This is a genomic window from Pseudomonas sp. GW821-FHT01A09 (assembly GCF_058986725.1).
The window spans coordinates 417,651-439,289 of record NZ_JBYSWB010000001.1 but is presented as its reverse complement, the minus strand read 5'-3'; the positions used below and the strand labels follow the sequence as shown (position 1 = coordinate 439,289).

Genomic DNA, 21,639 nt, shown 5'->3' with positions numbered 1-21,639 from the left:
CCGAGGTGACCAAGATGACCGCTACCCCCCTGCAACGGCCGCTGGACGGCATTACCGTGATCAGCCTCGAACACGCCATCGCGGCGCCGTTCTGCACCCGCCAATTGGCGGATATGGGCGCACGGGTGATCAAGATCGAACGCCCCGGGGTCGGTGACTTCGCTCGCGGCTATGACAGCCGCACCCGGGGCCTGGCCTCGCATTTCGTCTGGACCAACCGTTCCAAGGAGTCGTTGACTCTGGACCTCAAGCAGGACGAGGCCGGGGACATCCTCGAACAACTCTTGGCCGAAGCCGATGTGCTGGTGCAGAACCTCGCGCCCGGCGCCGCGGCGCGCATGGGCTTGTCATTCGAAGCCCTGCACGAGCGTTTCGAGCGTTTGATCGTCTGCGATATCTCCGGTTACGGCGAGGGCGGCCCCTATGAGCAGAAGAAGGCCTACGACCTGTTGATCCAGAGCGAAGGAGGTTTTCTCTCGGTGACCGGTGGCCCGGGTGAGGAGCAAATGGCCAAGGCCGGGTGCTCGATTGCCGATATTTCCGCGGGCATGTACGCCTACAGCGGGGTGCTGTCGGCGCTGTTGCTGCGCGGCAAGACCGGCAAGGGCAGCCGCATCGACGTGAGCATGCTTGAAGGCCTGGTGGAGTGGATGGGGTACCCCATGTACTACGCCTTCGAGGGCGCCGAGCCGCCGCCGCGCGCTGGCGCCGCCCATTCCACCATCTACCCGTACGGGCCGTTCCCGGTAGGCGATGGCGGCACGGTGATGCTGGGGCTGCAGAACGAACGCGAGTGGGCGTCGTTTTGCGCCAAGGTGCTGTTGAACGCGGAACTGGCCAGTGACGAGCGCTTCGACGCCAACGCCAAGCGCTCGGCCAACCGTGCCGAGTTGCGGCAGATCATCGTCGAGCGTTTCGCCGCATTGACCCTCGATGAAGTGGTGGAGCGCCTGCAGCAGGCGCAGATCGCCAACGCGCGGGTCAACGACATGCAAGGCGTGTGGGATCACCCGCAGCTCAAGGCCCGGGATAGCTGGCGCGAGATCGACAGCCCGGTGGGCAAGTTGCCGGCGCTGTTGCCGCCGGGGCGCAACGGCGCGTTCGAGCCGCGCATGGACGCGGTGCCGGGGCTGGGAGAGCACACGGCGAGCATCCTCGGCAAGCTGGGTTACGGTGCGCAGGATCTTGAGCGTCTGCGCGGTCAGGGCACTATCTAGACCGGCCCCGCCGATACCAGGGCTTGCGCCCTATCGCCCGCAGATCCGTTGGAGCAGCACCATGAACCAGCTTTACCGCAGTGCCCTGTTCGTTCCCGGCAGCCGCCCCGAGCGTTTCGCCAAGGCGCTGGCCAGCGGCGCGGACGCTGTGATCGTCGATTTCGAGGACGCCGTGGAGGAGGGGCTCAAAGCCCAGGCGCGCGCCCAGCTTGGGGTGTTTTGCGATCAACACCCCGAAGCCCGTGTGTGGGTGCGGGTGAACGCTGCCGGGCATGCCGAGCACTGCGCCGATCTGGCGTTCTGCAGCGATCGCCTGCAGGTGTCCCATGTGGTTTTGCCCAAAGCCGAAAGCCACCACCAGATCAGCCGCGCGGCGGCCACCGGCAAGGCGGTCATTGCCATCATCGAAAGCGCTGCCGGGGTGCTGCATCTCGGCGAGATCGCCCGCAGCCCGGGGATCGCTACCCTGGCCTTTGGTGGTATCGATTACGCGCTGGACCTTAACCTCAACGATGGCACACCGGCGGCGGACTTTGCCCTCGATCAGGCGCGGCTGGCCGTGGTGCTTCACGCCCGCGCCGCAGGCCTGATGGCACCTTTGGACGGTGTATTCCCGGCCATCGCCGATGAAGAGGGGCTGCGTGCAGCCGTCGGCCATGCCCGGGATATGGGCTTTGCCGGGACCTTGTGCATTCATCCGCGGCAGGTGGCGCCGATTCATGCCGCATTGGCGGCCGATGCCCGGCAACTGGCCTGGGCGCAGCGTGTGGTGGCCCAGGCGGCGCAGAACGCCGGAGCCTTTCAGCTGGACGGTCAGATGATCGACGCGCCGGTACTGGCCCGGGCCCGACGCTTGCTCGCGCAGTCAACGGCCGTCGCCTCTGCGCGGTAATGGTCCACGGATGCGGCAGCATCGCCCTGGATGGTTTAACCTCTCTGTCACTTGTTTCACGCAGTATCCGACGCAGTGACGGAGACTCCCCATGCTCGATAATGACGTCCAGACCGCGCTCGGCGGGTTATGCGAGCGCATGGCGCAGCGCTCGGTGCTGGTGCTGACCGGCGCAGGTATCAGTACCGCCTCCGGCATCCCCGACTACCGCGACACCGAAGGCGTGCGCCGTGGCAACGCGCCGATGATGCATCAGGAGTTCATCGGTTCGGCCAGCGCGCGCAAGCGCTATTGGGCGCGGGCCATGTTCGGCTGGCATGGCGTCGGTCAGGCACGCCCCAATGCGGCGCACCAGGCATTGGCCACCTTGCAGCAGCAGGGGCCGTACAGAATCATGCCGAGCACCGCCAGGCCAGGCTCGGCCATGATCATGATCAAACCGATGGCAACCAGGGCGGTCGAACCGAGCATGCTCCAGATCGGATGCGCCTTGCGCGCGAACAGCACTTCCACCACCCGCGCCCCGACCTGACTGGGCCCGATCAATGCGGCGATAGCCAATGCCGCTACCAGCGTTGCGCCGCGCGCCTGCAACAAGGCGATCAATTGCACCGAGATCGCCGTCATGATCACTGCGGCGAGAATGAAGCTCGCGGTCATCAGCCAATAGATTCGGCCTTGGGGCGCCGGCAGGTGCTGGTCTTCGGTTGGCACGCCAGCGGCCTCTGCGCCGGGCGCCTTGACGGCCTGGGGCGGCAACGTGAACAGATAGATCGGCAGCACCAGCAATACTAGCATCGCGCTGTAGGCCAGGCAGGCACCTCGCCAGCCCAGATGCTCCACCAGGAGCGCCACCAGCGGCCAGGTAATGCTGGTGCAGAAGCCGGAAACCAGCGTGACCTGAGTGATGGCTCCCCGGGCATTCTTGCCATAGCGCTGGCCCAGCGTCGCGAACAACGGATCGTAAAGACCCGCTGCCATGCCGGTGCCGATGATCAACCAGGCGCCGACAAAAAACGGCAGGGTGGGCGCGATGGCGAGCAGTAGCAGGCCGATGGCAATGATCGGGCTGCTGGCCAGCAGCATTGGCCGGCCGCCGAACCGGGTGATCAGCTTGCCCACCGCTGGCGCCAGCAGGCCAGAGACCAGGATGCCGACGGATAACGACCCATAGACCCAGGACTGCGCCCAGCCGGTATCGCGCACGACTGCAGCGGCCAGCACGGCGGTCAGGTAGAAGGAGCCGCCCCAGGCGATGATCTGGGCGATGCCGAGCAGACTTGAGTTGAGGATGGAGGGGCGAGCAGGCAGATCGGTCACTGAGGTCTCGACGTGGAAGGCGCTGGGGGAGGCGCCATTGTGCCATGCCGACGAGCTGTAGCAAGGCGCGGCGCGCCTCGCTACAGGGTGCGCGGGTTACAGGTCGAGCTGTTGCTTGGCCAGCTTGACCACATTGTCGACATTGAAGCCGAACTTGGCCTGCAGCTTGGCCAGCGGCGCCGAGCCGCCGAAGCTGTTCATCACCACCTTGGCGCCGCTTTGCCCGACGTAACGATCCCAGCCCAGCGGGCCGGCTTGCTCGATGGCCACCCTGGCCTTGATGGCGGCGGGCAGCACCTGCTCGCGGTAGGCGGCGTCCTGTTCTTCGAACAACTCCCAGCATGGCAGCGACACCACTCGTGCGCCGATACCCTGGCTCTGCAGTTGCTCATAAGCCTCCACCGCTAGGCTCAACTCGCTGCCGGTGGCCAGCAGTATCACCTGCGGCTTGCCGTTGTCGGCATCGGCCAGCACATAGCCGCCCTTGGCCACGCCGGACGCCGGAGCATAACGGGTACGGTCCAGGGTCGGCAGATTCTGCCGCGACAGGATCAGGCACGACGGCTTGTGCGTCTGGCTCAGGGCGACCTTCCAGGCTTGCGCCGCCTCATTGGCATCGCCAGGACGCAAGGTCAGCAAGCCCGGCGTTGCGCGCAGCTGGGTGAGGTGCTCGATCGGCTGGTGGGTCGGGCCGTCCTCGCCGACGCCGATGGAGTCATGGGTGAACACGAACACCACCGGGATCTCCATGATCGCCGCCAGACGGATGGGCGGCTTCATGTAGTCGCTGAACACCAGAAAGGTCGAGGTGTACGAGCGCAGGTAGGACAGCGCCAGGCCGTTGGCAATGGCGCCCATGGCATGTTCACGCACACCGAAGTGCAGGTTGCGACCGCTGTAGTTGCTAGCGCTGAAGCTGCCGGCGCCGTCGAACGTCAGGTTGGTCTTGGTCGAAGGCGAAAGGTCGGCAGAACCGCCGATCACCCACGGGATCTGTTCGGCGAAGGCATTGAGCACCTTGCCGCCCGAAGCGCGGGTCGCGACGCCTTTTTCGTCGGCGTCGAACACCGGCAGCTTCGCCGCCCAGCCTTCAGGCATTTCGCCGGCTCGCATGCGCTGGAGTTCATCGGCCAGCGCGGGCTCTGTGGTCTTGAGGCTTTCCAGTGCCTTGTTCCAGGCACTGAATTGGCTGTCGGCACGCGTCAGCAAGGCATCCCGCAGCACGGTGCGGATCTGCTCCGGCACATCGAAACTGGCATCCGGGTTGACCCCATAGGCAGTTTTGGCCAGGCGGATCTCATCCTCGCCCAATGGCTCACCGTGGGCAGCGGCGGTGTTCTGTTTGTGCGGGGCGCCATAACCGATCAGGCTGTCGACCACGATCAGGGTCGGCGCATCGGTGGTGTTGCGGAAAGTCTCCAGCGCCTGCGCCAGCGCCTCGGTGTCGTTGGCATCCGTCACGTGCAGGGTACGCCAGCCGTAGGCGCGGAAACGTGCAGCGACGTCGTCGCTGAAGGCCAGCTCGGTGTGGCCCTCGATGCTGATGGTGTTGTTGTCGTAGATCCAGCACAGGTTGGCCAGCTTCAGATGGCCGGCCACCGAGGCGGCTTCGGAGCTGATCCCTTCCATCATGTCGCCGTCGCCGCACAGGGTGTAGACCTTATAGTCGAACAGGGTGGCGCCCGGGCGGTTGAAGCGCTCGCCCAACCAGCGCTCGGCCATGGCCATGCCGACGCTGTTGGCGCAGCCCTGACCCAATGGCCCGGTGGTGGTCTCGACCCCAGTGGTCATGCGGTATTCCGGATGGCCGGGGGTCTTGGAGTCGAGCTGACGGAATTGCTTGATATCGTCCAGGCTGACGGCCGGCTTGCCGGTCAAGGTGCCATTGGCATCGATCTCATCGACGCCGGCCAGGTGCAGCAGCGAATACAGCAGCATCGAGGCATGGCCGACCGAGAGCACAAAGCGGTCGCGGTTGGGCCAGTCGGGATGCTGCGGGTGGTAGCGCAAGAAGCGACTCCACAAGGTATAGCCAACCGGCGCCAGCGCCATAGGCGTGCCCGGGTGTCCGGAATTCGCCTTTTGCACGGCGTCCATGGACAGGGTACGGATGGTGTTGATGGACAGGAGTTCTTGAGCGTTGCTGTGCTCGGTGTTCGATGGGGCAGAAGAGGGCATGACAATGATCCTTTAGCCTTGGAACGGGGAGAAAAAATGATTCAGCTCGTAAAGCTGACCGCTCCTGGCGCCCTGAGTTGCCTTCGGATTATGAAAAGTTGGGTGAACAGCTAATAATCAGGCAATAAAAAACCGCTGTTAATTACCAAGGGTAATCGCCAGCGGTTTTTATTTGTAGCCTACTAATAACGGTCGGGTCTGAGCAGAGGTTGTCGCGTATCGAGTCCGGTCATATGAAACCCGCACCGAACACTCAACCATTCTGGCAACCATTGCCCAGGCGGGTGTATTCAAGGTTGTGGGTTACACCCTTGCTGTCAACGTAGACCATATTGGCATTGGTGGTACCGCAGGTGTCCGGATCATCGGCTTTGATGCTGACGACTTTGGCGATATCCAAGTGTTGCGAATAATTGTATTGCACGGGAGCAGGTTGCGACGGGTTGACGGTGACCCGGTCCAGTGAGGCAGGTTCGGCAGCAGCGGCAAACACGCTGAATAAAGACATGGCGGCAAACAGTGCATATTTCATGAGCGTACTCCATAGAATTTGGCAGTGTGATACGGGTGCGGAGCGAAGCGCTTGTTTCGTTCCAGTAATCGAAGTCTAGGCCCGATTGTGATAAGCCTGAAATACCGGTTATCAATACACTACATCATCGAAAATGATTGTCAGGCCACAGGCGAGTTCCGTGGACGCTGCCTCGGGGCCCCGGCAGGGGCGAACTCAGCTGCAACAGGGCATGAATGCCTGGCGCGTAGATGGCGCGAGAGGTAACAACGGGTGTGAAACCGATAAAAAAACCGCCGCCAGTTACTGAATAGCAACTGACGGCGGTTTTTGCCTGGAACGATAAAATGACAACTCGGTCTGATATTGCGCTGGCAAATAACCCGCCAGCTTGGACATCCCAATGACTGCAGAATCAACCATTCTGGCAACCATTGCCCAAGCGAGTGTATTCGAGATTATGGGTCACGCCCTTGCTGTCGACATACACCATGTTGGCGTTGGTCAGGCCGCAGGCATCAGGATTGTCGGCCTTGGTGCTTATTACCTTGGCGATGTCCAGATGTTGCGAGTAGTTGTATTCAACGGTCGGTACTTTCGCTCCGTTGACAGTAACAGGCGCCAAGTTCACAGGCTCGGCTGCAGCGGCAAACAAGCTGAACATCGACAGGGCGGCAAAGAGTGCATATTTCATGAGGGTAACTCCAGTTGGTTTAGGTCTGGAGCGAATCACTTGTTTCGCTCCGGTAACTGAAGTTTATGCGTGTGGGTAAAAACCCAGAAATACTGCTGATCAATACAGCGCATCATTGAAAATGATTGCTGCATTCAACCTTGGCTCGACGTGGATGCAGCGAGGGGCGGCCCCCTCGCCGAGAGGGGTCAGGCGAGCAGTTCGGAGAACGCCTTGTCGGCTTCCAGTACCGCCGGCAGTGCCTCGAACACCGCCGCCAGCTTCACGCCTTCGAACAGCGGCCCGTTGACGGCCTCCTGCGCCTCGGCCGTTGCACCACCGTGCTCATCCAGGGCGTCCGCGATCAAAATCGCCTGGGCGACGATTCGCGGCTGTATCGCGTCGGCTGGCGCTTTCAGTGGCTGGGCCTGATAGGCAATGGCGTCTTGAATCACCTTCGGCAGTTGCCAGCGTTTGGCCAGTTCGGCACCGACTTCCGGATAGCCGAAACCCAGTTGCAGGGTCTCATTGGCGACCCGCCCGGCGCCGCTGTGGCCGCTGTTAATGCGTGCAGCGATCTCCGGCGCGCCAGTCTGGATCAGCAATTCGCCGATGTTGTGCATCACTCCGCAGGTAAAGGCGATTTCAGCGTCGGCCCCGGAATGCTTGGCCAGCAGCTTGCAGATGCCGGCCACCTGGAAGCTTTTGTGCCAGAACCCTTTGAGATCGAAGTTTGGGCCGGCCTTGAACGCTCCGGTCACCGCCGAGGACAGCACCAGAGTCCGCAAGGTGTCGAAGCCCAGGCGCATGGCGGCGTCTTCGATGCTCGAGGACTCTCGCGACCCCCTGAAACGTGCCGAGTTGGCCAGGCGCAGGATCTTGGCGGCGATGACCGGATCTTTCTCGATGTTCTTGGCCACACTGTCGAGGCTGGTCCTGGGGCTGTCGAACTGCAGGATCAGGTCCTGTGCGACCTTGGGAATGCTGGGCAGGGCATGCAGCGACTTGAAGAGGCTTTCGAGTTCCATGGGGGCTACCTTTCACGACAGATTAACCAACGATAGGCAATTTCCAGCGGAAGGCAAAAAAGCCGTCCTGGTGAGTGTATCTGCCCCCAGGACGATTAATTGACCCCGATTTTCGACGTCAGCCCGGCACGGGTCAGCAAGCGCTCGCAGCGCGGCGACAGATGACTGAGTTCAAAGCCCTTGCCGAACTTCTCGTAGCGCGCGGCAAGCCCTTCGAGAGCGGCGATGGCCGAGTGGTCGACGACGTGCAGGTAACGACAATCGACGATCACCGAATCGGGATCACGCTGCGGATCGAACAGCGCCTGAAAGTGCGTGGTCGAGGCGAAGAACAGCGTGCCGTGGGGTGTGTAGACCTTGCGCCCGGGAACGCTGTCGTCCGCCTCGGCACGCATGTCCCGTGAATGCTGCCAGGCGAATGCCAGCGCGGCGATCAAGATACCGCACAGCACTGCGGTGGCCAGATCGGTCAGCACGGTGATGACTGTTACCGCGACCACCACCACGGCGTCGTTGAGCGGTACCTTGCCCAGCACCCTGAGCGAACCCCAGGCGAAGGTCTGCTGGGCGACCACGAACATCACTCCCGCCAACGCGGCGAGGGGGATGCGCTCGATCCACGGCGAGAGAAACAGGATGAATAACAGGATCATGACGCCGCTGACCACGCCGGACAGACGGCCGCGTCCGCCCGAGCTGAGGTTGATGACAGTCTGGCCGATCATCGCGCAGCCGCCCATGCCGCCGAACAGGCCGGACACCACATTGGCAGCGCCCAGGGCTACGCACTCGCGGTTGGGTTGGCCACGGGTTTCAGTCAGCTCGTCGGTGAGGTTGAAGGTCAGCAGGGTTTCCAGCAGGCCGACCATCGCCATCAGCGTTGCATAAGGCGCGATGATTTTCAGGGTCGCCAGGTTCAGCGGCACGCTGGGCCAGTGGAAGGTCGGCAGGCCGCCGGCGATGGTGGCCATGTCCGCCAGGGTGCGAGTCGGCAGACCCGCCAGGGCGACCAGCAGGCTGACGCCGACGATCGCCACCAGCGCACCCGGCACGGCTTTGGTAAAGCGCGGCAGCACATAGACGACCGCCATGGTCACCGCCACCAGCGCCAGCATCACCAGCAATGGCTGACCGCTGAGCCAGTGCCCGTCCGGCAGCTTGAAATGATCCAGCTGGGCCATGGCAATGATGATCGCCAGACCGTTGACGAAGCCGAGCATGACCGGATGCGGCACCATACGCACCAGCTTGCCGAGCCTGAGCAGGCCGAACAGCACCATGATCAGGCCGCCGAGCACCACCGTCGCCAGCAGGTACTCGACGCCGTGCTGCACTACCAACGCGACAATCACCACCGCCATGGAGCCGGCTGCCCCGGAGATCATCGCCGGGCGGCCGCCGAACAGCGCGGTCAAGGTGCAGATGATGAAGGCGCCATACAGACCCATCAGCGGGTTGACCTGGGCCACCAGGGCAAAGGCGATGCACTCGGGGACGAGGGCGAAGGATGAGGTCAGGCCGGCGAGGAGGTTACTGCGCAAAGCGGTCAGGGACATGGGTTACCTGGATCAGCACACCGACCTCACGGGCACGCGGGCTCGCAAGGCAGTTGTTATAAGAAGGGAAGGGCAATCCTAACAGAATTGCAAGTGGATGTGTCCGCACCGCCCATGCCAACGGGCCTGGCATCTGATCCGCAAAATTCCCAAGACCCTGCCTCTGTTCTTTTTCTTCCCCGCCCGCCATGCTTGCCGCTGTTTGCCTGCCCGCGGGTCGCCCATGAAACGCTACGAAAAATTCGCCGACCAGATTGCCGAAATGATCCGCTCCGGGGTGCTGGCCGCCAACAGCCGAGTGCCTTCGGTGCGCCATGCCAGTCGTACTTATGGAGTCAGCCCGTCGACAGTGTTTCAGGCCTATTACCTGCTGGAGGATCGGGGGCTGATCCAGGCGCGCGCGCGTTCCGGCTATTTTGTCCGTGAACACGCCATGCAACCGCTGCCCGAGGCCAACCCCGGTGGCGGGCACGCGCAAACCACCGAGGTGGATGTCAGCGAGTTGGTGTTCTCGGTGCTGGGTTCGCTGAAAAACCCCGCGACCGTGCCCTTCGGCTCGGCCTTCCCCAGCCCGGAGCTGTTTCCCCTGGCACGGCTGGCGCGCTCCATGGCCCAGAGCCTGAAGATGCTGTCGCCCCATGCCATCGTCGCCGACATGACCGCCGGCAATGCCGACCTGCGGCGGCAGATCGCCTTGCGCTACGGCGTCAGCGGCGTGCATTCGCCGGTCGACGAACTGGTCATCACCAATGGCGCCATGGAAGCCTTGAACCTCTGCCTGCAGGCGGTGACCCAGCCCGGCGATCTGGTGGCGATCGAGGCCCCGGCGTTCTATGCGACCTTGCAGGTCCTGGAGCGCCTGAAACTCAAGGCTGTGGAAATTCCTGTGCACCCGCGTGAAGGCATCGATTTGCAGGTGCTCGCCCAGAGCTTGCAACAATGGCCGATCAAGGCCTGCTGGTTCATGAGCAGCCTGCAGAACCCGCTGGGGGCGAGCATGAGCGACGAGACCCGGCAAGGGCTGTATGACTTGCTGTGCGAGCATCAGGTGCCGCTGGTAGAAGATGACGTGTATGCCGAACTGTATTACGGCGTGCAGCCGCGCAAGCCGGTGAAGGGCTTCGACCGTGAAGGCCTGGTGATGCACTGTGGTTCGTTTTCCAAGTGCCTGGCGCCGGGCTATCGAGTCGGCTGGGTGGCCGGCGGGCGCTATGCCGAGCGCATCAGGCGGCAACAGTTGATGACCACGATTTCGCCTTCTGTGCCAGCCCAGGCCGCGATCGCCGATTACCTGCAGCACGGCGGCTACGATCGGCACCTACGCAAGTTGCGCGACCATCTGGAAATGCAGCAAAGCGCCATGCTGGCATCGGCGGCGCGGCATTTTCCGGCGCAGACGCGGGTAACCCGGCCGGCCGGCGGGTATTTTCTGTGGTTCGAGTTTCCTCGCGAGGTGGATTCGCTGCAGCTGTTTCATCAGGCACTGGAACGCAACGTCAGCCTTGCGCCGGGTCCGATCTTTTCCGCCACCGGGCGCTTTGGCAATTGCGCGCGCCTCAACCACGGCTATCCGTGGGATGAGCACAGCGAGGCGGCGATGCAGACGTTAGGGGAGTTGTTGCAGCGCTTTTAACCCTGTAGCGGGGGGGCTCGCCGCCGAAAAGTCTGTCAGCCACTTCAATGCGACTGACAGACTTTTCGGGGGCAAGCCCCCTCGCTACAGTCAGAGTCAGAGTCAGGGTCAGGGTCAGGGTCAGGGTCAGCGTCAGGCGGGGACTTCGTCTTCGCCCAGATGCTTTTCCAGATGCCGCTCGATCTGCTCCAGGGATTTGCCCTTGGTCTCAGGCACCCAGATCATCACGAACAGCAGCGACAGCACGTTGATCCCGGCGAACACCAGAAAGGTGGCGCTGCCGAACAGGCTCAGCGACAGCGGGAACAGGAACGCTACGGTGGCGTTGCAGATCCACTGCACGCACACCGCCATGCCGGTCATCGAGCCGCGCAGGTGGGACGGGAACAGCTCCGACATCAACAGCCAGTACACCGGGGCGATGAACGTCTGCATGAACAGCAGGAACATCAAAATGCAACCCAGCGCCAGATAGCTCTGCATCGGCCCTGATGGCAGCAGGCTCAGCACCAGGCCCAGCAGCACCTGCGCGAGAATCACGAAACTCAAGCCGCTGATCAGCATGGGCCGACGACCGATACGCCCCACCAGCCAGATCCCCAATACCGTCGCCAGCACCGACACCACACCGTTGCCGATGGTCGCGGTCAGCGCTGCGTTGGTGCCCAGGCCCGTGGACTTGAGAATGATCGGGGTGAAATACATGAAGGCATTGACGCCGGTGAACTGCGCGACGAAGCCCAGGCCGATACCGATGTAGAGCAGCTTGCGCGTCCAGGGCTCGGCAAAGGCGGCGAACCAGCCGGACTGTTCGTGATCGATCTCGTTCTGGCGGATGATCTCTTTCATTTCTCGCTCGGCCTGCTCCGGGTCGGCGCGAATTTCCAGCAGCACCTCCCGCGCTTCGTCGTAGCGGTCCTTGGAGGCCAGCCAGCGCGGCGACTTGGGAACGAAGTGCATGCCGACATAGAGCAACGCTGCCGGCAGCATGGCGATCGCCAGCATGTAGCGCCACACGTGGGGCGTGTGGGCGAAATAGGCGAGCAGGGCGTTGGACGAATAGGCCAGGAATTGCCCGAGCACGATCATCAGTTCGTTCTGGCTGACCAGGCGGCCGCGGCGTTTGGGCCCGGCCATTTCAGCGAGGAACATCGGCACCGTGGCAGACGCGCCGCCCACCGCCATGCCGAGAATGAAGCGGGTGATCACCATGACGGTCACGTCCGGTGCCAGGGTGCTGCCCAAGGCGCCGATCATGAACAGAATGGCCAGGCCCTTGAGCGCCGTGAGGCGGCCGAAGCGATCCGCCAGGTGCCCGGCGAACAGCGAGCCCAGGGCGGCGCCGAGAATCAATGAGGACGCCACCAGACCCTCGGTGACCGGGGTCAAGCCCAGGCCGCCTTGGTCGGCAGGCAAGGTCATGAACGGCAAGGCACCGGAAATCACCCCGGTGTCATAACCAAAGGCGAGAGCGCCCATGGTGGCGATCACGGCGACGCGGATGATCAGGCGGTTGGCGCGCTTGGTGGCAGCGTCGTCAGGTTCGGCGCCCGCGGCAAGCGGGGAAGGGGTGGAGGCAAGCATGGCAAACACGATCCTTTATCAGAAGACAGGTGCAGTAGGGGTGCCCCTGTAACCAATGGATCGCGGCGCGAAGCAGACGTTCAACGCTAAATGGCATTGCGCCAGTTATTGGCACGGTACGGATTGTCGCACCCGCGTGAAATGCATCGAGGGGGCAGGCCCCCTCGATGCACGGGTGTCGCCTGATCATGCGGCGTCGGCTTCAGCCTTGAGCGTCGCCATGTCGATCACGAAACGGTACTTCACATCACCCTTGAGCATGCGCTCGTAGGCCTCGTTGATGTCTTTCATGGCGATGATCTCGATATCCGAGACGATGCCGTGCTTGGCGCAGAAATCCAGCATTTCCTGGGTTTCACGAATCCCGCCGATCAGCGAGCCGGCCAGGCTGCGGCGCTTGAAGATCAGGTTGAACACCGTAGGCGACGGGTGCGGATGATCCGGAGCGCCGACCAGGGTCATGGTGCCGTCGCGCTTGAGCAGATTGAGGAAAGCATCCAGATCATGGGGGGCGGCCACGGTGTTGAGGATGAAATCCAGGCTGTTGGCCTGGGTGGCCATTTCGTCAGCGTTGCGCGACACGATGACTTCATCGGCGCCCAGGCGCAGGCCGTCTGCGCGCTTGCTCTCGGAGGTGGTGAACAGCACCACGTGAGCGCCCATGGCGTGGGCGATCTTCACCGCCATATGGCCAAGGCCACCCAGGCCGACGACGCCGACCTTCTTGCCAGGGCCGACTTTCCAGTGGTTGAGGGGCGAAAAGGTGGTGATGCCCGCGCACAACAGCGGCGCGACGGCCGCGAGATTATCGGTAGGGGCGATATGCAGGACGAATTTCTCCTTCACCACCACGCTGTCGCTGTAGCCACCGAAGGTGTTCTCGCCACCGAACACCGGGCCGTTATAGGTACCGGTGAAGCCGTTTTCGCAATACTGCTCCTCGCCCTCGGCGCAGGAGGCGCAGTGCTGGCAGCTGTCGACCATGCAGCCGACGCCAGCCAGGTCGCCGACCTTGAAGCGCGTCACGGCGGAGCCGACAGCGGTTACCTTGCCGACGATTTCGTGGCCGGGGACCGACGGATACAGGGTGTTCTGCCATTCGTTGCGCGCGGTGTGCAGATCGGAGTGGCATACCCCGCAAAACAGAATGTCGATCTGGACGTCATCGGCACCCGGCGTGCGGCGCTCGATCTTGAACGGCTTGAGGCGATCACTGGCGGTTTGCGCTGCGTAGGTTAGAACCTGGGTCATTCAATGGCTCCTTGAAAGGAAGTCTCATGGGGGGACGGCAAAGGACAAGCCTACGCCAACCATCCTCGTTTTGTATGAAAACGCCGCGAAGCAAATGTGCAGAAAATTTGAAGTTTGCGCCAAGGCCTTGTAAATCCGGGGCTCGACGGCGTTAATGGGTCGATTGTGCACCCCGCCGGCCGCTTTGATGATCAGAACCAGCCTTTCGACCAAGCTCTTTATCGCCGTATTGGCCACCATGATTTCCGTGGTGCTGGGCATGGCGGTGGCCAATGGCTTGAGCTTTTCCCGTGGCTTTCTCGGTTACCTCAACGAGCTCAGCGTACAGCGCATGGAGTCGGTGCAACCGCGCTTCGTCGCCGCCTGGCGGCTGCATCAGGATTGGGACTTCGTGCGCGACAAGCCGCCTGCGTGGTTCGAGTTGATCCGCCCCGATCGCCCCGTCAACGACCCTGACGGCGTGCGCTTTGGCCGTCAGACCCCGGTGTCCGACCTTACCGGCGCGGTGTTTCGCATCACCCTGCTGGATGCCGACGGCGAGCGGGTCATGGGCTATTACCAGATCAGCAAGGACGCCATTCGCCTGCCGATCGATGTCGACGGCCGTACCGTCGGCTGGCTGGCGATGACGCCGTTCCAGAGCGTCACCGAAGCCGGCGGCCAGCGCTTCTTCCATAATCAGATGCTCTGGAGCCTGGCGATCGGCAGCCTGTGCGTGCTGCTGGCCGGGCTGATCGCCTGGTGGGTGGCGCGGCGGTTGCTGGCACCGGTGCGCCAGGTGGCCGCGGCGACCCATCGCCTGGCCGCGGGCGACTATGCCGAACGCGTGCATGTCATCACTGATGACGAAGCCGGGCAGCTGGCGCGGGATTTCAACCTGCTGGCCCATACGCTGGAGCGCAACGAGCGTCTGCGGCGCGAATTCATGGCTGACGTTTCCCACGAGCTGCGTACGCCACTGTCAGTGCTGCGCGGCGAGCTCGAAGCGCTGGAAGACGGCGTACGCAAGCCTGACCGCGCGGCGCTGCAGTCGCTGCAAGGCGAAGTGGCGCGGCTCGGCAAGCTGGTGGATGACCTCTACGAGCTGTCGTTGACCGACGTCGGCGCCCTGAGCTACCGCAAGGAAATCATCGACGTGCAGGAGGAAGTCCGGCGCGCGGTGGCGTCCCAGGTCGAGCGTTTTCGTCAGCGCCAATTGCGCCTGAGCATCGAAGCGCCGCCCCTGGCGCAGTGGCTCGCGGCCGACGCCGATCGGTTGCAGCAACTGTTCACCAATCTGCTGGAAAACAGCCTGCGCTATACCGACCCCGGCGGTGAGCTGAGGGTGATCCTCAGCGACGATCCTGCCCTGATCCGTATCGATTTCATCGACTCGTCGCCGGGTGTGGACGACCAGCAGCTGCCGCGGTTGTTCGAGCGGTTCTACCGTACCGAAGGCTCGCGCAACCGCGAGAGCGGCGGGGCGGGGCTGGGGCTGGCCATCTGCGAGAGCATCGTCACCGCCCATGGCGGCACCTTGACTGCCCAACGCTCGCCGCTGGGCGGGTTATGGCTAAGTATTCGTTTGCCCAAAGGAGCCGCGTAATGGACGCCGCGCATATTTTAGTGGTCGAGGATGAACCCAAGCTCGCGGCGCTGTTGCGCGACTATCTGCTGGCCGCCGGCCACAGCGTCGAGTGCCTGGGCGACGGCTTGCAGGTGATCCCGAGCGTGCAGGCCCGCGAGCCGGATTTGATCCTGCTCGACCTCATGTTGCCGGGCCGCGACGGTCTCTCGCTGTGCCGCGAACTGCGCGCGTTCAGTGACGTGCCGATCATGATGATCACTGCACGGGTCGAGGAAATCGATCGCCTGCTGGGGCTCGACAGCGGCGCCGATGACTACATCTGCAAGCCTTTCAGCCCCAGGGAGGTGGTAGCGCGGGTGCGTGCGATCCTGCGTCGCCGCGAGCCTCGCGGGGCCGGCCCGGGTACCGTGCTGGTGCTCGACGAAGGCAGCTGGAAGGCCAGTTATCGCGGGGTCGAGATGGACCTCACCCCGGTGGAGTTTCGCTTGCTCAATTGCCTGGCCAGCGCGCCGGGCCAGGTGTTTTCCCGCGACCAATTGCTCGATCGACTGTACCCGGACCACCGCGTGGTCACCGACCGCACGGTCGACAGCCACGTCAAGAATGTCCGCCGCAAGCTGGAGCAGATCGACCCGAGCTGCACGCCGATCCAGTCGATATACGGCGTGGGCTATCGCTTCGAGCTGTAATCGCGGCTAAGTGGATTTACGCGTGCGCTGTTCCAGCACCAGATAGATCACACAGGAAATCGCCAACGGCAGCAGGAAGTACAGCGCCCGATAGCCGATCAGCGCGGCCAGCAGGGCGCCCTTGGAATACTCACCCTGCAACAGGGTGATGAAGATCGTTTCCAGCACCCCCAAGCCTGCAGGAATATGAGTGATGACCCCGGCGATGCTGCTGATCAACAGGATCGCCAGCACCTCGAAAAAGCTCACCTTGGCGGGCAGCAGCAGGTAGATCAGCGCGCCCATCAATGCCCAGTTCAAGGCCCCCGTGGCCCCTTGCAGCAGCGCAAAGCGAAAGGTCGGCAAGGTGATTTCCTGGCCACGCACACGCCAGGTGCGTTTGCGTGCAAAGGCGCAGGCCAGCAGATAGGCGACCCCGACCAGCACCATGGCCACGCCGATCAGGCGCAGCCCGGTAGCGCCGATCTTCACCCCGGCGGGCAGGTCAGGAAACCCGAGCGCGAAGACTGTGCCGCCGATCAGCAGATAGCCCAACCAGTTGGTGACCAGGCCAAGGCTGAGGATCTGGGTGATGGTCGCCGCCTTCAACCCCAGCTTGCCGTAGAGCCGGTAGCGCAGGGCGATACCGCCGACCCAGCTGCTGAGGTTGAGGTTGAAGGCATAGCAGACGAACGCCAACGGCAGCACCCGAGTGGCAGGCACCTGGTGCCCGGTGTAGCGCTTGGACAACAGATCATAGCTGGCGAACACCAGGTAGCTGGCCAGGGTGATCGCCACGCCCACCAGCAGGGTAGTCAGTTTGTAGGAGCGCAAGGCGTGACTGACTTCTTGCCAGTCCATGTTGCGCACCAGCAGGAACAACAGCACCGGTACCATGACGAAACACAACACCGCCACGCCGCGTTTGAGCCAACGCCACAGGCTGCGTTTTTGCGGGGTAGAGGCCTGGCCGGGATGTTCGGCGACGGTGGCTTTCATGAGGCCTTCTCCTGATCGAATGCCGGGGTCACCGGCGTCTCGCCGGGCGTCGGCAGCATCGGCTTGAGTTTTGGTGAGTGGGCAGGCAGCAAACCGACAATGGCCGGGAAATGACGCAAGAAGTGGAAACACACGAAAATGATCGGCGCTCGCCACCAGTAGCCGCGCAATACGCGCTCCAGAGCGATGGATTTGCAGTGCGTCTGGGACAGTTCGTGCAAGTGCTCATGCAGGCGTTGGTTGAAGGCGCGATCGTCGATGATCAGGTTGCCTTCCAGATTGAGCGACAGGCTGAGCGGGTCGAGATTGCTCGAGCCCACCGTCGACCACTGCTCATCCACCAAGGCGACCTTGCCGTGCAGCGGTCGCTCGATGTACTCGCGGATCACCACGCCATCACGCAGCAGATAGTTGTACAGCAGGCGTGAGCACAGGCGCACCAGGGGCATGTCCGGCATGCCTTGCAGGATCAGGGTGACATTGACCCCCCGACGCGCCGCGTTGCGAAGCTCGCGCAACAGCCGGTAGCCAGGGAAGAAATAGGCATTGGCGATGATGATGCGCTGGCGCGCCTGGCTGACCGCATTCAGGTAGTGCTGCTCGATGTCATTGGTGTGGGCGGTGTTGTCGCGCACACTCAGCAGCATCCGCGCCCGGGCGGTATCGGCTTCCGGCGCCGGACCACGAGATAACCATGGCTTGGCGGTACGGGTCAGGCGGCTGGTTTCGTCCATCAGCTTCAGCGTGGCGCGGTGCAGGTCGGCGACGATCGGGCCACGCACGCGCATGGCGTAATCCTGCTTGGCCATGGGCCCGTAGTCCGCCAGGTGGTCGGCGCAATAATTGATGCCGCCGATAAAGCCGATCTCACCGTCGACGATCACATGCTTGCGGTGCAAGCGGCGAAACAGATTGGTGCGTACGCCAAAGCGCCGCGGCTGTGGATCGAATGCCAGCAGATGCACGCCGGCATCGGTCAGGGCACGGATAAACGGCGCTTGCAGCTCATCGCTGCCGTAGCCGTCGACCAGCATCTCCACCCGCACGCCGCGCTGGGCCGCCTCGATCAACGCCTGCTGCAGTTCGCGACCGACCTTGTCGTCACGGAAGATAAAGGTCTCGATCAAGACTTCTTCACGGGCATTGCGAACAGCGGCAAACACGCTCGGGAAGAACTCCTCGCCGTTGATCAGCAATTGCGCTTCGTTGTCCGCGCGCCAGTGTTCGTCGGGGTTGGCGATGAAGTTCTGCATCGACTTGTCCATGCCAGTCGGGCTCATAGGTGTACCTCGACTGCCAGCGGCACATGGTCGGACAGATGCGACCAGGGCTTGCGCGCCAACACCTGGGGCATGAACGCCCTGGCATTGCGCAGGTAGATGCGATCCAGGCACAACAGCGGCCAGCGCGCCGGAAAGCTGCGGGCAGGGGCGCCGAAGGTGTCGACGAAGACCTCATGCATGCCGGCATCGGCCAGAATGCTGTCGGCGCGCTGGCGCCAGTCGTTGAAGTCGCCGGCGACGATCACCGGAGCGCCTTCGGGAATCCGCTGCAGCAGGTCGCAGAGCAAGCGCAGCTGCTGCTGGCGCTGGCCCTCGCGCAGGCCCAGGTGCACACATATGGTGTGCACTTCACCCTGGCCCGGGACCGCCAGCACCGAATGCAGCAAGCCGCGTTCTTCGGTGCCGTCGCTGATCGAGACGTCGAGGTTCTCGTGGCGCAGGATCGGAAATTTCGACAGCAGCGCATTGCCATGCTCGCCGTCCGGATACACCGCATTGCGCCCGTAAGCGAACACCGGCCACATGCTGTCGGCGAGGAACTCGTATTGCGGCACGTCGGACCAATTGTCGTAGCGCTGGCCGTGCTGGCGGTGAGTGCCGAGCACCTCCTGCAGGAACACCACGTCAGCGGACAGCGCCCGCACCGCCTCGCGCAACTCGGGCAGCACAAAACGCCGATTCAAAGGGCTGAAGCCTTTATGGGTGTTGACCGTCAATACGCGCAAGGTAGTGACCGCTGGGGCGTCCTTGGGCAATGCCGTGGCCGGCGTCGCCTGCGCGGCGTCGACGAGATCCTGATCGTGCATGGGTAAAGCTCCTGGCGGGTCATTCGCAGCCGCGCCATGACAGGCAGCGGACATCGGGCGGCTTACGCCAGAGCCGCCGCGCTTGGGCAGCGGGCTCAGACTTTCCGACTGGGCAGGGGGCCGGAAGTTTCAGTGAAGTGCCTGACGGCAGGGTTCGCAGGCCAGGCTGGGCCCGTTGAGGACAGGGCAGGGTAGTAACGGCGCAATTGTATGATAACGTACCACGCGGTAGCGAAAACGCTTCCTCCAACAACAATAAAAGGAACGCCTCCATGCACTCACTCAAGCGCAGTTTGATTGTTCTCTGCCTGTTCAGCGGTTTGGTCAATGCTTCGCCAGCGTCCGATGAGGCCGCGGTCACCGCGGCAGTGGATCGTCTGACTCAGGCAATGCTGCACAAGAACATCGCGGAACTTGAAGCCCTAACCGCGGACAACGTCAGCTACGGCCACTCCAGCGGCAAGGTGCAGGACAAACAAGCCTTCATCGACGATATCAAAACCGGTAGAAGCGGCTTCAACACCCTGAAGATGCTCAATCAGAAGATCATCATGAATGGTGATGTCGCGCTGGTGCGAAACCATTTTTCAGCTGAAGCGGTGAACAGCGGCCAGGTCGTGCCTACCGAGATCGAGAACTTTCAGGTGTGGCAGCAGCGCAAAGGCAAGTGGCTGTTGATTGGGCGCCAGGCTTTCAAGTTCTAGAGGTCGGGCATTTCAAGGCAGGATCTGGCTGAGCAATGGCCAGGTTCTGTTTTGCCAGTCGGGGTGGCGCATGATCAAAGGCTGTTCGGTCTGCCAGTGAGGCTAAGCACAGCGCCAATCGCCTTGCGTCGATGCAATGAGTGCATCCCAATCATCTGGTGGATTGCCTCGGCCCAGCATTTTTTCGAAAACGGCATAGGGATCGGATCTGCTACCTGCGGACCGCAAGGTCTGCTCATCGTTGACCCAGGCATAGACAATGACCCTGGATGTCGAGTCATAGCGGTAAAACAACCGGAATCGTCTGCCAATCTTGGCTCGTCGCCAATGGCGATAGGCTGCCCCCAGGGTATTGCCCTGGCGAAATTCATCCCGTGCCGGGTCACTCGGCACTCCATCCATGATCAGTTGGCTTAACGCACGCAGCAGTTTGACGTTGGCGTTGCCTTCGAACCCTTGCGGGTCGTTTTGCTCGGCGCGTGCAGCGGCCTCCTGCAACTTGCGTAATTGAGAAATCACCCCTTCATGGAACAGCAGCGTCCATCCATGAGACTTGATCAAATCGCAACCTCACCCTCGATATCATCGTCCAGGTTGACTGTGTGACCAGCGTTGGCCAGTAACACGTCGGCAAGGTCTGGCGGCAGTGCGCCGAGATTGCGACCGGCGCGAATGTCGGCTTCCAGCAGGTCGAGAAATGCACCGATCGCCGGATCTTCGTGGGCAGCTTCAACACGACTGACAACGACCTCACCGGCCCGAACGTCAAAGGCGATTTTGCCGCCCGTGTCCAGACCTAGCAATTGGCGGACGGATTTAGGAAGTGTGACTTGACCTTTGGAGGTCAGGGTGGCGATTTCGTGGAAGGCGCGCATGTGCAGGTGCTCCAGATGTTTGGAGTGATGGTAAGGAAAATTCCTTACTTGGTCAATGGAGGTGATCGACTAATTTGACGGTACTAAAGTTGGCGCGGTTAGCCGGGATGTCGTGGGACTAGATGTGATGGAGCATAAGAAAAGGCGGTTGCTAGATGTCAGTCTAGGTGGTCGTAGATTGGCAGCTTGGCTTTTTGCAGCTGGCAACGCAATTGGCCTAGGGACGTCTCTTTGTCTTTCTTAAGTCAGCAAATGATTCCACATTGGATATCTCCCTGAATACGAAGTCGGTCTATGGCACCTTGGATACCTCGTCGGCCACTATCAAGCCAAGATTTTAGTGAGCTGACTCGCTAGCATGGGGTTGCCATGGGTTTGCTCCGCGCCAGTGCTGTGAAATAACGAAGAAAAGTCTATATTCCAGTATAGATGTACCTTAAATGCGAAGTGCTTCCATAAAATTTTCAAGCCAGGCACCGGCCATCGAAGCATATGGGGCTTCCGGCGCGGTGGTCTCCTTCAGTTCGGAGAGCACGCGATCTTGGAGAAGGCGAAGGCGAAGGCGCATGGGCACACCAGCTGCAGGTGTGCCCATCAATAGGCGCTGTGTTGCGGGCTCTTTCAGCGCAGTAATCGACTCAGCCAATTCCGTGATCAAATCACCGAGGAATCGCAGTTTCCTTAGCAAACGGTTGCGATCCTGGAACAGTTTCAGACGGTTCAGACCATAGATGTGAATCGAAACATTGGCGCGTGCTAGCTGTTGCGCATCTGCCGTGGCGCGCACGGCGTTGTCTTCCAGTGGTAGTGGGAAGCTATTTTTCTTACCTGTCTGGTTAGACACATCACTTAGAGAGATAGCGGTGCGCTATCATCTGGGATCCTGAAAGCAGG

General features: G+C 62.2%; 20 protein-coding genes and 1 pseudogene. 7 read left to right on the top strand and 14 right to left on the bottom strand.

All coding sequences use genetic code 11. The features are described 5' to 3' along the window. Window positions 1-14 precede the first annotated feature (14 nt). From AC3WJP_RS01940 to AC3WJP_RS01930, 3 genes and pseudogenes are all read left to right on the top strand, one after another. The gene (locus tag AC3WJP_RS01940; protein ID WP_493719536.1) at window positions 15-1,217 is read left to right on the top strand and encodes a CaiB/BaiF CoA transferase family protein; all 1,203 of its coding nucleotides are present in this window, start codon (window positions 15-17) and stop codon (window positions 1,215-1,217) included. A gap of 61 nt (window positions 1,218-1,278) precedes the next feature. Then, a complete protein-coding gene (locus AC3WJP_RS01935; protein ID WP_493719535.1) occupies window positions 1,279-2,109 on the top strand; it encodes an HpcH/HpaI aldolase/citrate lyase family protein in 831 nt (276 codons plus the stop codon). 91 nt (window positions 2,110-2,200) lie between these two features. Beyond that, a pseudogene (locus AC3WJP_RS01930) lies at window positions 2,201-2,488 on the top strand (Sir2 family NAD-dependent protein deacetylase); the annotation flags it as partial. On the opposite strand, the gene AC3WJP_RS01925 reads toward AC3WJP_RS01930, so the two are convergent. From AC3WJP_RS01925 to AC3WJP_RS01900, 6 genes are all read right to left on the bottom strand, one after another. Beyond that, window positions 2,437-3,429 (bottom strand): MFS transporter, encoded by a 993-nt coding sequence (locus AC3WJP_RS01925; protein WP_493719534.1) that lies wholly within the window; start codon window positions 3,427-3,429, stop codon window positions 2,437-2,439. The pseudogene AC3WJP_RS01930 and the gene AC3WJP_RS01925 sit on opposite strands and share 52 nt — an antisense overlap. Window positions 3,430-3,525: 96 nt before the next feature. After that, window positions 3,526-5,607 (bottom strand): transketolase, encoded by a 2,082-nt coding sequence (tkt, locus tag AC3WJP_RS01920; protein ID WP_493719533.1) that lies wholly within the window; start codon window positions 5,605-5,607, stop codon window positions 3,526-3,528. A 253-nt stretch (window positions 5,608-5,860) separates the two neighbouring features. Continuing rightward, window positions 5,861-6,139, bottom strand: coding sequence for a DUF2790 domain-containing protein (locus tag AC3WJP_RS01915; RefSeq protein ID WP_493719532.1), 279 nt, complete (start codon window positions 6,137-6,139; stop codon window positions 5,861-5,863). Window positions 6,140-6,533: 394 nt separating this feature from the next. Next, window positions 6,534-6,812: a DUF2790 domain-containing protein gene (locus AC3WJP_RS01910; protein ID WP_493719531.1), complete on the bottom strand. Its 279-nt coding sequence runs from the start codon at window positions 6,810-6,812 to the stop codon at window positions 6,534-6,536. 188 nt (window positions 6,813-7,000) lie between these two features. Beyond that, a complete protein-coding gene (locus tag AC3WJP_RS01905; protein ID WP_493719530.1) occupies window positions 7,001-7,819 on the bottom strand; it encodes an HDOD domain-containing protein in 819 nt (272 codons plus the stop codon). A gap of 95 nt (window positions 7,820-7,914) precedes the next feature. Then, window positions 7,915-9,375: a SulP family inorganic anion transporter gene (locus AC3WJP_RS01900; RefSeq protein ID WP_493719529.1), complete on the bottom strand. Its 1,461-nt coding sequence runs from the start codon at window positions 9,373-9,375 to the stop codon at window positions 7,915-7,917. Window positions 9,376-9,598: 223 nt separating this feature from the next. Here AC3WJP_RS01900 and mapR point away from each other — a divergent pair, with 223 nt between their 5' ends. Then, window positions 9,599-11,008: a GntR family transcriptional regulator MpaR gene (gene mapR, locus AC3WJP_RS01895; RefSeq protein ID WP_493719528.1), complete on the top strand. Its 1,410-nt coding sequence runs from the start codon at window positions 9,599-9,601 to the stop codon at window positions 11,006-11,008. A gap of 132 nt (window positions 11,009-11,140) precedes the next feature. Here the strand turns inward: mapR and AC3WJP_RS01890 are convergent, their stop codons facing one another. Further along, entirely contained in the window at window positions 11,141-12,592 is a 1,452-nt protein-coding gene (locus AC3WJP_RS01890) for a sugar porter family MFS transporter (protein ID WP_493719527.1), read from the bottom strand. Between the two features lie 186 nt (window positions 12,593-12,778). Next, window positions 12,779-13,843 carry an NAD(P)-dependent alcohol dehydrogenase gene (locus tag AC3WJP_RS01885; RefSeq protein WP_493719526.1) on the bottom strand — a complete coding sequence of 355 codons (1,065 nt, stop codon included), beginning with the start codon at window positions 13,841-13,843 and terminating at the stop codon, window positions 12,779-12,781. Window positions 13,844-14,030: 187 nt separating this feature from the next. On the opposite strand from AC3WJP_RS01885, the gene AC3WJP_RS01880 reads away from it, so the two are divergent. Beyond that, on the top strand, window positions 14,031-15,428 hold the full coding sequence (locus tag AC3WJP_RS01880) for an ATP-binding protein (protein ID WP_493719525.1): 1,398 nt from the start codon (window positions 14,031-14,033) through the stop codon (window positions 15,426-15,428). Further along, entirely contained in the window at window positions 15,428-16,099 is a 672-nt protein-coding gene (locus AC3WJP_RS01875) for a response regulator (protein ID WP_493719524.1), read from the top strand. The genes AC3WJP_RS01880 and AC3WJP_RS01875 overlap by 1 nt, the downstream gene beginning before the upstream one ends. Window positions 16,100-16,105: 6 nt before the next feature. Here the strand turns inward: AC3WJP_RS01875 and AC3WJP_RS01870 are convergent, their stop codons facing one another. Genes AC3WJP_RS01870 through AC3WJP_RS01860 form a run of 3 tightly spaced genes read right to left on the bottom strand, consistent with a single transcriptional unit; the run spans window position 16,106 to window position 19,166 of the window. Then, window positions 16,106-17,077, bottom strand: a complete 972-nt coding sequence (locus AC3WJP_RS01870; protein ID WP_493719523.1) for a lysylphosphatidylglycerol synthase domain-containing protein — start codon at window positions 17,075-17,077, stop codon at window positions 16,106-16,108. Beyond that, on the bottom strand, window positions 17,074-18,357 hold the full coding sequence (clsB, locus tag AC3WJP_RS01865) for a cardiolipin synthase ClsB (RefSeq protein ID WP_493719522.1): 1,284 nt from the start codon (window positions 18,355-18,357) through the stop codon (window positions 17,074-17,076). Before clsB ends, AC3WJP_RS01870 begins: the two co-directional genes overlap by 4 nt. After that, entirely contained in the window at window positions 18,354-19,166 is an 813-nt protein-coding gene (locus AC3WJP_RS01860; protein ID WP_493719521.1) for an endonuclease/exonuclease/phosphatase family protein, read from the bottom strand. The genes clsB and AC3WJP_RS01860 overlap by 4 nt, the downstream gene beginning before the upstream one ends. Window positions 19,167-19,438: 272 nt before the next feature. On the opposite strand from AC3WJP_RS01860, the gene AC3WJP_RS01855 reads away from it, so the two are divergent. Further along, the gene (locus AC3WJP_RS01855) at window positions 19,439-19,870 is read left to right on the top strand and encodes a nuclear transport factor 2 family protein (protein WP_493719520.1); all 432 of its coding nucleotides are present in this window, start codon (window positions 19,439-19,441) and stop codon (window positions 19,868-19,870) included. 102 nt (window positions 19,871-19,972) lie between these two features. Here AC3WJP_RS01855 and AC3WJP_RS01850 read toward each other — a convergent pair whose 3' ends face one another. From AC3WJP_RS01850 to AC3WJP_RS01840, 3 genes are all read right to left on the bottom strand, one after another. Then, a complete protein-coding gene (locus tag AC3WJP_RS01850) occupies window positions 19,973-20,428 on the bottom strand; it encodes a type II toxin-antitoxin system YhaV family toxin (RefSeq protein ID WP_493719607.1) in 456 nt (151 codons plus the stop codon). Continuing rightward, window positions 20,428-20,745, bottom strand: a complete 318-nt coding sequence (locus tag AC3WJP_RS01845; protein ID WP_493719519.1) for a type II toxin-antitoxin system PrlF family antitoxin — start codon at window positions 20,743-20,745, stop codon at window positions 20,428-20,430. The genes AC3WJP_RS01850 and AC3WJP_RS01845 overlap by 1 nt, the downstream gene beginning before the upstream one ends. 436 nt (window positions 20,746-21,181) lie before the next feature. Beyond that, window positions 21,182-21,532, bottom strand: a complete 351-nt coding sequence (locus AC3WJP_RS01840; RefSeq protein WP_493719518.1) for a hypothetical protein — start codon at window positions 21,530-21,532, stop codon at window positions 21,182-21,184. Between the last annotated feature and the right edge of the window lie 107 nt (window positions 21,533-21,639).

Coding starts and splice junctions, on each gene's coding strand:
- clsB (WP_493719522.1), bottom strand. CDS start 18,357: ATGAGCCCGACTGGCATGGACAAGTCGATGCAGAACTTCATCGCCAAC.
- tkt (WP_493719533.1), bottom strand. CDS start 5,607: ATGCCCTCTTCTGCCCCATCGAACACCGAGCACAGCAACGCTCAAGAA.
- AC3WJP_RS01940 (WP_493719536.1), top strand. CDS start 15: ATGACCGCTACCCCCCTGCAACGGCCGCTGGACGGCATTACCGTGATC.
- AC3WJP_RS01845 (WP_493719519.1), bottom strand. CDS start 20,745: ATGCGCGCCTTCCACGAAATCGCCACCCTGACCTCCAAAGGTCAAGTC.
- AC3WJP_RS01870 (WP_493719523.1), bottom strand. CDS start 17,077: ATGAAAGCCACCGTCGCCGAACATCCCGGCCAGGCCTCTACCCCGCAA.
- AC3WJP_RS01905 (WP_493719530.1), bottom strand. CDS start 7,819: ATGGAACTCGAAAGCCTCTTCAAGTCGCTGCATGCCCTGCCCAGCATT.
- AC3WJP_RS01915 (WP_493719532.1), bottom strand. CDS start 6,139: ATGAAATATGCACTGTTTGCCGCCATGTCTTTATTCAGCGTGTTTGCC.
- AC3WJP_RS01855 (WP_493719520.1), top strand. CDS start 19,439: ATGCACTCACTCAAGCGCAGTTTGATTGTTCTCTGCCTGTTCAGCGGT.
- AC3WJP_RS01900 (WP_493719529.1), bottom strand. CDS start 9,375: ATGTCCCTGACCGCTTTGCGCAGTAACCTCCTCGCCGGCCTGACCTCA.
- AC3WJP_RS01860 (WP_493719521.1), bottom strand. CDS start 19,166: ATGCACGATCAGGATCTCGTCGACGCCGCGCAGGCGACGCCGGCCACG.
- AC3WJP_RS01910 (WP_493719531.1), bottom strand. CDS start 6,812: ATGAAATATGCACTCTTTGCCGCCCTGTCGATGTTCAGCTTGTTTGCC.
- AC3WJP_RS01890 (WP_493719527.1), bottom strand. CDS start 12,592: ATGCTTGCCTCCACCCCTTCCCCGCTTGCCGCGGGCGCCGAACCTGAC.
- AC3WJP_RS01935 (WP_493719535.1), top strand. CDS start 1,279: ATGAACCAGCTTTACCGCAGTGCCCTGTTCGTTCCCGGCAGCCGCCCC.
- AC3WJP_RS01875 (WP_493719524.1), top strand. CDS start 15,428: ATGGACGCCGCGCATATTTTAGTGGTCGAGGATGAACCCAAGCTCGCG.
- AC3WJP_RS01885 (WP_493719526.1), bottom strand. CDS start 13,843: ATGACCCAGGTTCTAACCTACGCAGCGCAAACCGCCAGTGATCGCCTC.
- AC3WJP_RS01880 (WP_493719525.1), top strand. CDS start 14,031: ATGATCAGAACCAGCCTTTCGACCAAGCTCTTTATCGCCGTATTGGCC.
- mapR (WP_493719528.1), top strand. CDS start 9,599: ATGAAACGCTACGAAAAATTCGCCGACCAGATTGCCGAAATGATCCGC.